Origin of the sequence: Pontibacter sp. Tf4 (assembly GCF_014212495.1) — a bacterium.
Taxonomy (GTDB): Bacteria; Bacteroidota; Bacteroidia; order Cytophagales; family Hymenobacteraceae; genus Pontibacter.
In genome coordinates, this window is the sequence record NZ_JACKZC010000001.1 from 196,030 (window position 1) to 207,733 (window position 11,704).

General features: G+C 46.9%; 8 protein-coding genes. 1 reads left to right on the forward strand and 7 read right to left on the reverse strand.

What is annotated here, in order from left to right; genetic code table 11:
* Positions 1 to 28: 28 nt before the first annotated feature.
* From ileS to H7F15_RS00840, 4 genes are all read right to left on the reverse strand, one after another.
* Positions 29 to 3,379, reverse strand: a complete 3,351-nt coding sequence (gene ileS, locus H7F15_RS00825) for an isoleucine--tRNA ligase (RefSeq protein WP_185195051.1) — start codon at positions 3,377 to 3,379, stop codon at positions 29 to 31.
* A gap of 231 nt (positions 3,380 to 3,610) precedes the next feature.
* Positions 3,611 to 3,766, reverse strand: coding sequence for a hypothetical protein (locus H7F15_RS00830; RefSeq protein WP_185195052.1), 156 nt, complete (start codon positions 3,764 to 3,766; stop codon positions 3,611 to 3,613).
* Positions 3,767 to 3,921: 155 nt separating this feature from the next.
* A complete protein-coding gene (locus H7F15_RS00835) occupies positions 3,922 to 5,028 on the reverse strand; it encodes a sorbosone dehydrogenase family protein (protein ID WP_185195053.1) in 1,107 nt (368 codons plus the stop codon).
* Positions 5,029 to 5,613: 585 nt separating this feature from the next.
* On the reverse strand, positions 5,614 to 7,116 hold the full coding sequence (locus tag H7F15_RS00840) for a glycine--tRNA ligase (protein WP_185195054.1): 1,503 nt from the start codon (positions 7,114 to 7,116) through the stop codon (positions 5,614 to 5,616).
* A gap of 199 nt (positions 7,117 to 7,315) precedes the next feature.
* Here H7F15_RS00840 and H7F15_RS00845 point away from each other — a divergent pair, with 199 nt between their 5' ends.
* Positions 7,316 to 8,452, forward strand: coding sequence for a hypothetical protein (locus H7F15_RS00845; RefSeq protein WP_185195055.1), 1,137 nt, complete (start codon positions 7,316 to 7,318; stop codon positions 8,450 to 8,452).
* A gap of 80 nt (positions 8,453 to 8,532) precedes the next feature.
* Here H7F15_RS00845 and H7F15_RS00850 read toward each other — a convergent pair whose 3' ends face one another.
* The 3 genes from H7F15_RS00850 to H7F15_RS00860 form a co-directional block, all read right to left on the reverse strand.
* Entirely contained in the window at positions 8,533 to 8,991 is a 459-nt protein-coding gene (locus H7F15_RS00850) for a hypothetical protein (protein ID WP_185195056.1), read from the reverse strand.
* Positions 8,992 to 9,066: 75 nt separating this feature from the next.
* A complete protein-coding gene (locus H7F15_RS00855; protein WP_185195439.1) occupies positions 9,067 to 9,570 on the reverse strand; it encodes a DUF4385 domain-containing protein in 504 nt (167 codons plus the stop codon).
* Positions 9,563 to 11,623: a cation:proton antiporter gene (locus H7F15_RS00860; protein ID WP_185195057.1), complete on the reverse strand. Its 2,061-nt coding sequence runs from the start codon at positions 11,621 to 11,623 to the stop codon at positions 9,563 to 9,565. The genes H7F15_RS00855 and H7F15_RS00860 overlap by 8 nt, the downstream gene beginning before the upstream one ends.
* Between the last annotated feature and the right edge of the window lie 81 nt (positions 11,624 to 11,704).

Genomic DNA, 11,704 nt, shown 5'->3' on the forward strand with positions numbered 1-11,704 from the left:
GTATTAGACAGACGGGTGCGTTTATAGTTTAAACTGCTACGTTTTCAGTACGAATCTGCATGTAGATCTGGTACTCGTCCATTTCCAGCAGCGTTCCATCAGCCAGGCCATCCACAATCTCCAGACTCAACGCCTGTGTTTCGGTGCAGATATAATCTCTGAAGTTCTCAACGGCAGCGTTCACTTCCGGAGCCGATGGCTGCATCAGGATATGGATCTTGTCCTGAACTTCCAGGTTAGAATCCTTACGCAGGTTCTGGATACGGTTTACCAGGTCGCGGGCGATACCTTCCTGCTTCAGTTCTTCGGTTATAGTTATATCTAACGCAACAGTCAGTTTGCCTTCGCTGGCTACTAACCAACCCGGTATATCTTCTGAAGAGATCTCCACATCATCTGGCGTTAACACAGCAGTTTCATCATCCGCTATCAGTACTTCGAAACCACCTTCACGCTCCAGCTTCGCGATGTCTTCCTGGTTCATTTGCTGCACAGCGGCTGCAACCAGTTTCATCTTAGGTCCGAACACCTGACCCAGCTTCTTAAAGTTAGGCTTGATCTTCTTCACCAAAATGCCGGAAGTATCATCGATGTACTCCACATGCTTCACGTTCACTTCACTCATGATCAGGTCTTCTACAGCCTGAATCTGGTGACGTGTGTGCTCGCTTAGTACTGGTATAAGTATACGCTGTAATGGCTGACGAACTTTTATCATGTGCTTCTTGCGCAGCGAGTGTACCAACGACGATACCGACTGTGCCAGCGCCATGCGCTCTTCCAGGTCCTTATCTATAGCTGCTGTACTTACTTCAGGGTAATAAGCCAGGTGCACAGATTCTACTTTGTTTTTACCGCTCACGCTGTTCAGGTCACGGAACAATTGCTCGGTGTAGAATGGCGCTATCGGCGAAGCAAGCTTGGCTATAGTTTCTAAACAGGTATAAAGTGTCTGGTAAGCAGCGATCTTATCTTCGTTGTACTCGCCTTTCCAGAAACGTTTGCGGTTCAGGCGCACGTACCAGTTACTCAGGTCATCGGTCACAAAATCCTGGATAGCACGGGCCGCTTTGGTTGGATCGTAGTCATTGAAGTATGCATCTACGTCCTGTACCAACGTATTTAGTTTCGAAATGATCCAGCGGTCGCTTTCTGTTCTGCGTTCCAACGGCACATCGGCTTCGGCATACGTGAAGTTATCCAGGTTAGCATACAGCGCGAAGAAGGAGTAAGTGTTCTGCAGCGTTCCGAAGAAACGGCGCTGTGTCTCTACAACTCCATCTGCGTTGAATTTCAGGTTATCCCAAGGTGGCGCATTCGCGATCATGTACCAACGCACAGCGTCCGGACCATATGTACCGATCATGTCAAACGGATCGATGGCGTTGCCTAAGCGCTTGCTCATCTTGTTTCCGTTCTTATCCAGCACCAGTCCGTTTGCGATCACGTTCTTGTAGGCCACGCTGTCTTCCAGCATTACAGCCAGCGCATGCAGCGTAAAGAACCAGCCACGTGTCTGGTCAACACCTTCGGCAATGTAATCTGCCGGGAAGTTCTGCTCAAAGATATCTTTGTTCTCCAGTGGATAATGCCATTGTGCATAAGGCATCGCGCCAGAATCAAACCAAACGTCGATAAGGTCTGGCTCTCTGTACATTGGCTTGCCACTTGGGCTTACCAATACGATGTTATCCACGTATGGGCGGTGCAGGTCGTTTATTTCAATGGCCGCACTCATGAAGCCTTTGTTAACAGCCACATCCATGCGCTCGCTTAGTTCTGCAATAGAGCCAACGCAAACTTCTTCTTCCCCGTCTTCGGTTCTCCAGATCGGTAGCGGTGTACCCCAATAGCGTGAGCGCGACAGGTTCCAGTCTACCAGGTTCTCGAGCCAGTTACCAAAACGGCCTGTACCCGTAGATTCCGGTTTCCAGTTGATCGTCTTATTCAGCTCGATCATTCTTTCCTTTACAGCTGTGGTTTTAATGAACCAGCTATCCAGTGGATAGTATAATACCGGCTTATCGGTTCTCCAACAGTGCGGGTAGGTATGCTCGTATTTCTCTACTTTAAAGGCTTTACCTTCCTCTTTCAGTTTGATGGCGATTAGTACATCCGTCGGTTTATAGTCTGGTGCAGACTCATCCTGACCGTCGTAGTTCTTCACGTACATGCCGGCAAAGTCGGTTACTTCCTTTACAAAGCGACCTTGCTTGTCTACTAGCGGCATTGGCTTGCCGTTCTCGTCCATTACCAGCAGCGCCGGTATGTCGTTCTGAGCAGCAACTCTAAAGTCGTCGGCACCAAACGTTGGCGAGATATGCACGATACCGGTACCATCTTCCGTCGTCACGAAATCACCAACCACTACTCTGAAAGCTGGCTTGTCCGGCTGCACGTATGGCATCAACTGGTGATACTCCACTCCTGCCAGATCAGCGCCTACAAACTCTTCTACCACTTTAAACGGCACCAGTTTATCACCCGGGTTGTAATCTGCCAGGGCAAGGTCTTTGGCTTTGTCGTTGAAGTAGCGGCTTACCAGGTCTTTGGCAAGTATAACTGAGACAGGCGCGTAAGTATACGGATTGTAGGTTTTCACCTTCACATACTTTATACCTTTCCCAACAGCCAAAGCGGTGTTAGCCGGAAGCGTCCACGGGGTTGTCGTCCAGGCAAGGAAATATACCTGCTCCTCCTCGTTATCAAACAAGAACATGTTGCGGGTAATCTTCTTCAGCTCAAACTGCGCTACAATGGTGGTGTCTTTTACCATCTGGTAGCAACCCGGCTGGTTCAGCTCATGCGAGCTCAGACCTGTACCAGCACCAGGCGAGTAAGGCTGGATCGTGTAGCCTTTATACAAATACCCCTTATCGTACAGGCGCTTCAGCAGTGCCCAGCACGATTCGATATATTTGTTTTCGAAAGTGATGTACGGGTTGTCCAGGTCTACCCAATAACCCATTTTCTCGGTCAGGTCGTCCCACTGGTCTTTGAAACGCATAACCGTTTCGCGGCTGCGCTGGTTATACTCTTCTACCGTTATCTTCTTACCGATATCTTCTTTGGTAATACCTAGTTCTTTCTCTACCTGCAGTTCTACCGGAAGGCCGTGTGTGTCCCAGCCGCCTTTGCGGTTTACCTGGTAGCCTTTCAGGGTTTTGTAGCGGCAGAAAATATCTTTAACCGCACGCGCCATTACGTGGTGAATACCCGGCGTACCGTTTGCAGATGGCGGGCCTTCGTAAAACACGAAATTGTCGTTGCCCTCACGCGTCGCTACCGATTTTTGGAAGATGTTTTGCTCTTTCCAGAAAGCCAGTACGTCTTCGCCAAGCTTGGCGTAATTCAGATTTTTATACTCGTTATACTTCACCGTTTTCAGGTTTATCTTTATCTCACGAATGCACTGATAGTTAAACTATAAACTATAAGTTTTGAAGCTATAGTTGGTAGTTTACTTATAAGCCGGTAAAGTTAGGGATTTTTGCTCATTCTTATAAACTCTAAATGCTCACCGGCTTCTGTTAAGTTAACAACAACTATAGCAGATAAGTGCTGTAACAAAAAAGCCCCGTTTTGGCGGGGCTTTTCTGAATTGATTCAGTTAGCTTTTCTTTTTTGATGAAGAAGACTTGTTTTCTGGAACGCAGTTTGGCACCTGTTTACCGTCTTTGTTCTTCATGCCTACCTGCTCGTAGCCTTTCCAGCACGGATCTTCACTACCCGATTTGCTGCTACCCGATTTTGATTTGTTTGTCATAGCTTTTAGGGTTTGGTTGTGTAGATAATTAACAGCCAACCCGCAGCTATAGTTTTGTTCCCTGTGGAACGGCAGTAGCAGTCATAGTTGAAAAGTAAACTATAAAACGCTCCTAACTGCAGTACTAAAGCATAAATGGCCTAATTTGTCAACAGTTAGTTACTACGGCTGATCTCTACAATTTTGTCATTAGAGCCATTGCTGGTTGCCAGGTACACTTTTCCGTTTGGCGCTACCAACACATCGCGCAGGCGGCCATGCGCATTGCGATAGAATTCCTTTGTTTCTATGATCTCATCGCCGGCTTCGTTCAGTTTAAACTGGTAAAGCGTTTTGTCTTTAAGCGTTGCTACCAGCAGCGAGTTCTTCCATTGTGGTATCTGCTTGTTATCATAGTAGTCCATGCCACTTACGGCTATAGTTGGTGTAAAGCTTTTCAAGGGTTCTACCATGTTATATTCTTCACAAACGGCTGTCTCGTTAGGGTCGCAGAAGCCACTCAGGTCAGGCCAGCCATAGTTGCGGGCTTTCAGAATAATGTTGATCTCATCGTCAATGTCGGGTCCGTGTTCTGAGCTGTACAGGATATTGTTTACCATTACCAGCCCTTGCGCATTCCGGTGACCAAAGCTCCACATCGGGTTACCACTTATCGGGTTATCGGCAGGTACAGAGCCATCCAGGTTAATGCGTAGCACCTTTCCGTTTAAGTTGTTCGGGTCCTGTGGCGCGAAATAGTTGAAGGCATCGCCGGTAGTTATAAACAGCTTCATGTCCGGAGAGATCAGCAGACGGCTTCCGTTGTGTACGTTGGTAGCTGGTATGTTATCGAGCAGCACTACCGGGTTGGTAAGCGTAGTACCGTTGTATCTGAACTTTACTACTTTCTGGGTATAGGTGCCTGCTTTATCATAGTTATACACCAGAAATACATCAGGTGTAGCACTAAAATCAGGGTGCAGCGCCATGCCCAGCAAACCGCCTTCTCCCCTTGCATCCACTTCATCTAAATCGACAACTATAGTTACAGCGCCGGTTTCAGGGTTTAACTTGCTTACTTTGCCATTTCGTTCTGTAAACCAGATCTGGTTGTCCGGGCTCCAGGCCAGTTCCCATGGCAGGGTCAGGTTTTCAGCAAGCACTTTATCTGCCAGCACGGCATCGGTTAATACTTCATCGGGTGGGGTTGTTTCGTCATCGTCCTTGCATCCAACGGTAAATACCAACAGCGATGCCAGGGCATAAGTAATCCATTTGTTCATAGTGTATAAGTTAATAAGGGTAACATGCCTTGTAACTTAAGCTATGCTAAAAGGTTGGGGTCTAAATACAGAAAATTCTATACTTATCGGAGATTTGGTAAACTATAGTTCGGTGGAGAGTTTATGCTGCAAATGTGGTTTAGAAGCATTACTGCAGGATCTTGGTTTGATTTTCCACAGGATTCGTTTTGCTCAACATGCCGCAAGTTTAGCGCCAGCGCAACTTGTGGTGAACTATGGGGCCAGTATGAAACTGGCGTTCTGCGCCAGCAGAAAACTATAGTTAGTTAAGCCGTGCTTCCTGCTTTTTCGGACATCAGTGTCCGAAAGCCATCTGCCGGGGGACATCCTTGTCCCTGTATAGCGAATAACGCGTACTTGGAAGTCCTGAACAGCGGATGCAACTATAAACTATAGTTTAACACGGCCAGAGTCCGTTTGTAACTCACACTCGCGGGACGCGAGCGAGGGCGTAAATCACGTTCAACTATAGTTTCCACAGGGAACATCTGAACTATAGTTGCTGAAAATAAAAAAGCCGAAGGCTTTACAACCTTCGGCTTTTGCTCAAGCTATAGTTTATAGTTAGGCCAGTTTTTCCAGGATGCTACGGAAGTTAACGGCTTTATCTATATAAGTTCTAAGGTCTGCAATTGGCATACGTACCTGCTCACGGCTGTCGCGGTCACGAACGGTAACAGTGTTATCTTCCAAAGTCTGGTGGTCAACGGCAATACAGAACGGTGTACCTATCAAATCTTGACGCGTGTAACGCTTACCAATGCTGTCGCGCTCTTCGTAGATCATGTTGAAGTCGAACTTCAGCGAGTTGAAGATCTCGGTCGCTTTCTCTGGCAGGCCATCCTTTTTAGTTAACGGAAGGATAGCAGCTTTAACTGGCGCCAACGCCGGGTGCAACTTCAGGAACGTACGGGTTTTGGTCGCTTCGCCTTCGGTAATTTCTTCTTCCTGATAGGCGTTGCAAAGCGTCATCAGGAACAGGCGGTCAGCGCCGGCCGATGTCTCGATCACGTAAGGAATATAGTTTCCATATGGTTTGCCGTCTGCATTCAGGTCGTTGTCGAAGTACTGCATTTTTTTGCGGCTCAGTTCCTGGTGCTGGGTCAGGTCGAAGTCGGTACGTGAGTGGATGCCTTCTACTTCTTTAAAACCAAACGGGAATTTATACTCGATGTCAACGGCAGCGTTTGCATAGTGCGCCAGCTTTTCGTGGTCGTGGTAGCGCAGGCTTTCGGCCGGAATGCCAATGGCCTGGTGCCATAGTTTACGGGTTGCTTTCCATTTCTCGTACCACTCCATTTCGGTGCCAGGGCGTACAAAAAACTGCATCTCCAGCTGCTCAAACTCGCGCATACGGAAGATGAACTGGCGTGCCACGATCTCGTTACGGAAGGCTTTCCCAATTTGCGCAATACCGAAAGGCACTTTCATGCGGCCGGTCTTCTGTACGTTCAGGAAGTTAACGAAGATACCTTGTGCTGTTTCCGGGCGCAGGTAAATGGTTTGTGATTCTTCAGCCACAGAACCCACCTGTGTCGAGAACATCAGGTTAAACTGACGAACTTCGGTCCAGTTGGTAGTGCCGGAGATCGGGCATTTAATGTTTTCACGAACGATCAGTTCGCGTACGCCGTCCAGGTCTTCTGCTTCCAGCAGCTTGCCCATTTCGGCCAGCAGTGCGCCGGCTTCTTCTACTTTGCCTTCGTTCTCTAAAGCAGCGGCTTTTTCTTCTATCAGTACATCGGCACGGTAACGCTTCTTCGAGTCTTTGTTATCGATCATCGGGTCGTTGAAGCTGTCCACGTGGCCGGACGCCTTCCAGGTAAGCGGGTGCATAAAGATGGCTGCATCCAGACCAACTACGTTCTCGTTCAGTTGGGTCATGCATTTCCACCAGAGCTGCTTTATGTTGTTCTTCAGCTCCACACCCATCTGGCCATAGTCGTAAACGGCCTGCAAACCATCGTAAATCTCGCTGCTCGGGAACACGAAACCGTACTCTTTTGCGTGCGAAATGATGTCTTTTAACTGGGTATTTTCTTCAGTAGTCTTCTCTTTTGTTGCCATAGTTGCAAAGATAGCTTTTTTAGAATTGCTTCTGCCAAACGTGTTCTACAGTTTTTATAGTTGGTTAAATCTACTATAGTTTACAGCAGTGCCCGCTTTTTGGTATGTTAACAATTTGATAACATTAGTAACATTAACCTAACATTGGTTTCTGTTTAACTTGCGCCGCTTTTTTATTTTTCCACTTTTAGACACTACGATGCCTAAATCAAAAAAACTCCCGAAGCACGTTCTAACAGGGCAGCCTCACAAATTTGTTAAGCGCTATAGCCTGGTAGATGTAGTTCTTCAGAAAGAGAAGAAGTTCTTATACTTCATTGCTATTTCACTGATATTTGCCGGCGCTGTTTACCCTTACCCAAGTATTGCGATGTGGGTAGGTTTTGCTTTTGCCGGTTACTCTGCTATTGCCAACGATAGTATTCAAACTATAGGTACATTTATCGGCTCTAACGAAGACAAGAAGTGGTACTGGCAATGGCTCTTTATGGGGCTGATCTTTATTTTTACAGTAAGCTATAGTTGGATTGTGTTTGATGGCGACGTTTCCTATCAGCGTTTGGCCACGCCTGGCCTGGATAAAACTCCGACAAGCTTTGTATACCTGCAGCTGGCCTCTCCCATCATTCTGCTGCTGTTAACCAGGTTCCGCATTCCGGTGTCAACAACCTTTATGTTGCTTAGTGTTTTCTCGGCTACAGGCGGCACTGTTGTAAGCATGGTTAGCAAAAGCTTTGTTGGTTATGTGCTGGCATTCGTTTCTGCCCTTATTATTTACCTGCTGCTTTCTAAAGCCATTAAGCGGTTTATAAAAGGCGAGGCACACGCTTTCTGGACAGTTGCCCAATGGCTGATCAGCGGTTTTCTGTGGTACATCTGGCTGGCGCAGGACCTTGCCAACATTGCAGTTTATCTGCCACGCCAGCTTAATGTGTATGAGTTCCTGGCTTTCACGGGCTTCATTTTCCTTGGCTTAGGTTTCCTGTTCTATAAAAAAGGCGATAAGATCCAGAACGTGATTAACGAGAAATCGGAAGTGCGTGACGTGCGAAGCGCCACCATAATTGACCTGGTTTACGCCCTTATCCTGTATTACTTTAAAGAAGTGAATAACATCCCGATGAGTACAACCTGGGTATTTGTTGGTTTGCTGGCCGGCCGTGAGTTAGGTATGCGCCTGCGTGCCCACGACAGCGGCGAAAAGTTCGCTAAAACTTTCCGTTTGATCGGTAAAGATATTCTCTCTGTAACGATCGGTCTGATCATATCGCTGATCCTGGCCATTGCCATCAACCCGGTAATGCAGGAAGAGGTAAAGCACTTCTTCTTTAAATAAGAACTATAGTTTACCAAAACAGAAAAGGCGCTGCAGATTTACTGCAGCGCCTTTTTTATAGTTTATAGTTAAGTTCCGGCTTATTTTTCAGGCCACTTTACTTCCAGGTTGTCGTCAATAAACACACCGAAGTTTACGGCTATCAGCTGGTCCTCATCAAAGTACAGGTCGATCATTTCCTTTTCGTAGGAGATACGGATCTCGCCGCCTTCCATCTCTTCCACTTCCGGGTTTGTGATGTCATGATCTGCGAAAAGCGCTTTCAGCTGGTCCTGGCTCATTTCAAAAATGCGTTCATCCCACAGCTGCACTTCGCGGTTAGCTGTCTCGATGCAGCTCAGGCGGTAATCATCCTCCTTGTCGAAATAAAGCGAGTAGCCATCTTCCCAGTAGTTCCAGGCTTCATGCTCAAACTCATCGTCCTCATCCGACTCCTCCACCTCTTCCGGTTCGCCAATCAGTTCTTCTACCTCGTCTCTTGTCAGGCCAAACTTGATCTTACCAAGTCCTTTGCCTAACCTGATGTCCTTATTGATCATTTTTATGGTTGTTTCTTTTTTACAAAGATATGTGAATTACTCTTTTAGCGATATTTCGGTTACATGTAAAATTTTTTATCCTTCGTACCTGGCCTTAAACGCTTCTTTTTGCCGGATATAGTCGGTATTCTGTTTTGCCAGGTCCCATTTCTTTTTAAAGATAGCAGCCGATTCGGCTTTTACCGGGTCTATATCGCGCGGCAGTTCCTCGCGTCCGTGCGCTCCGCTTTGTCCTTTTTTGTCGTCGGGTACGGGGCCGTCGTATTTTTTACCGGATCTGTGGTTGGCATAACGGCGGCTGCGGGTGTAGCCCATCTGCAGAAACTTGCGTGCCATATCTGCTCCTACAAAATCCTCCTGCTGCAGGTACTCCAGAAACAAACTATAGATCTTATCGGCCGACTCGCGTGCTATGTCCGGTGTCTTAAAGCGCCAGTGCGGCAGTATCTCCGATTTGTAAGGCTCTACCAGCAACACGCCCTGCTCGCCCTTGCCCACGCGGTATAGTTCGGGCTGTTTCCTGAAATCTATAGTTTTAAAGTCCAGGCTATAGTCAAAGGCTTTGTTATTTTTAGGCATCCCTGCCATACGCAATGTTTATGTACATGTTGTCCTGCTCGGTTATGGGGTTCTGTTCCGGGTAAACTATAATAAAGCTGTTCTCTTTATAGTCTCTCGAGAGCACTCTTGGTACATAGTCCATGGTGTGGTTATAGGATACAGTTCCTCTTCTGCCTGATACCACCACGATCATATCATCTTTGGTGAGACTAGTCTTCATATCCCCGAACTCATTGAAATTAGAAAGCGGTTCATACTCTGCTTCCACAGCTGGTTTAGTAGTGGCCAGTGTCTGCCTGATCTTGTTCAGGGTTCTTCTTCGGCCCCGGAATATGATTTTGGCACCTAACTGGCTCGATAGTTTTTTAACGGCCCTGATCCATCGCAGATACCCTCTTTCCAGTTCGGCATTGATCGGAACTATAACTATGATGCGGCGGGTAGTGTTCAGCGGCTCCACGATCTTGCACACCAGTATCATCTGTTCCGTTTTTTCCAGCAGGTTATCCAGCACCGTCCCGAAAACTCTGTCGCGTGTGGTTATCTTTCCGTTCCAGCCAAGTACCACCTCAGTTATCATCATTTCCTTAATAGCCCGCAATATCCCGCTTGAGATGTTCATGTCTATTTTAGAAACCAGCTGTACGTCGTGGTCTGTAGCCGAGGCATGTTTGATAGCCTCCTGCAGCATTTTATTCTTTTTGAAGATCTCTTCCTCGGCATGTTCGTTATCTATCACTACTGCCAGCGGATAAATCGGCTCATTGTAATCCGGGTTCTTGAGCATGATAGAAAGGTCTATCAGGTTTTCTATAGTTGCCGGGTTGGCAATAGGTACCAGAATACGGTCTGGCTTTTCGCTCAGGTCCGGTTTTCTGCGGCTTTCAATAATGGCCAGGGCACGACCGGCTCTTTCTGTAATAAAGGAGCTTACAAGGCTTGTAGCCAGAATCAGAACTACAGTCAGGTTCAGCGCGAATTCTTCTACGATGCCTATTTCAAAACCAACCAGTATTACCGCCAGGGTTGCAGCTGCCCTTGCAGTACTTAATCCGAAAATCAGGTTCCGCTGTGTTATGGAGTAGCCGTACAATTTTTGAGTTATATAAGCGGCAATCCATTTTGTGAGTATAGCCAGTACAATTACGACAACTATAGTTGCCAGCGCTGCCCAGCCCTCAAACAACACGCTTACATCAACCAGCATCCCCACGCTCAGCAGGAAGAACGGAACAAATATATTGTTCCCCACAAACTCCAGCCTGTTCATGAGTGCTGATGTATGCGGTATGAGTTGGTTAAGCGCCAGACCCGCCAGGAATGCTCCCAAAATAGCTTCTACCCCAGCCAGCTCCGCCAGAAATGAAGCAGCAAAAACCATTGCCAGTACGAATATGAACTGGGCTCCTTTTTCGCTTTCAAGCTGTTTGAATATAGCTTTAGCTATCACCGGAAACAGGAACAAAACTACGGCTACAAATGCTGCCAGCTTAAGCGCCAATATTATCCAATAAGCCATGCTCACGTTGCCTTCCATCGAGCCAACTATAATTGCCAGCACGATCAGCACAGCCGTATCGGTTATAATGGTTCCGCCTATAGTTACTGTAACAGCCTCGTTTTTGGCCAGCCCGAGTTTAGAGATGATCGGGTATGCCAGCAGTGTATGTGAAGCAAACATACAGCCCAGTAAAACCGCTGACTTGAATTCGTAATCAAAAAGGTAAAGGAAGGTAAGCGCTCCTATCGTTATCGGTACAAAAAAGGTAAGAGCACCATACATAATGCTCCTTGTCTTCGTCTTTTTGAAACCGACCATATCCATTTCCAGCCCAGCCAGAAACATGATGTAAAGTATCCCCACTGTGCCGAACAGGATCATGCTGGCATCGCGCTCCATTATCCCGAAACCGTTTGGCCCCACTATCACACCGGCTATGATCAGCCCTACAATGCCCGGTATCTTTACCCTTTTCAGAATTATGGTGGAGACCAGTATTATAAAAAGTACCAGCGTAAATATGAGTACAGGATCTTCGAATGGCAGTGTCAGTTTCAGCGCTAATTTCATTCAGTTTTATTTTGTTCTACTTCTTTTTCTCTCCTTAAAGATATTCCTTTAAATTTTTTTCCGGCGATTTTTCTTCCTGTT

Bases quoted from the DNA above. Each gene is read 5' to 3' on its own strand.
- H7F15_RS00860 (WP_185195057.1), bottom strand. From the start codon at position 11,623: ATGAAATTAGCGCTGAAACTGACACTGCCATTCGAAGATCCTGTACTC.
- H7F15_RS00835 (WP_185195053.1), bottom strand. From the start codon at position 5,028: ATGAACAAATGGATTACTTATGCCCTGGCATCGCTGTTGGTATTTACC.
- H7F15_RS00845 (WP_185195055.1), top strand. From the start codon at position 7,316: ATGCCTAAATCAAAAAAACTCCCGAAGCACGTTCTAACAGGGCAGCCT.
- H7F15_RS00840 (WP_185195054.1), bottom strand. From the start codon at position 7,116: ATGGCAACAAAAGAGAAGACTACTGAAGAAAATACCCAGTTAAAAGAC.
- H7F15_RS00850 (WP_185195056.1), bottom strand. From the start codon at position 8,991: ATGATCAATAAGGACATCAGGTTAGGCAAAGGACTTGGTAAGATCAAG.
- H7F15_RS00855 (WP_185195439.1), bottom strand. From the start codon at position 9,570: ATGCCTAAAAATAACAAAGCCTTTGACTATAGCCTGGACTTTAAAACT.
- H7F15_RS00830 (WP_185195052.1), bottom strand. From the start codon at position 3,766: ATGACAAACAAATCAAAATCGGGTAGCAGCAAATCGGGTAGTGAAGAT.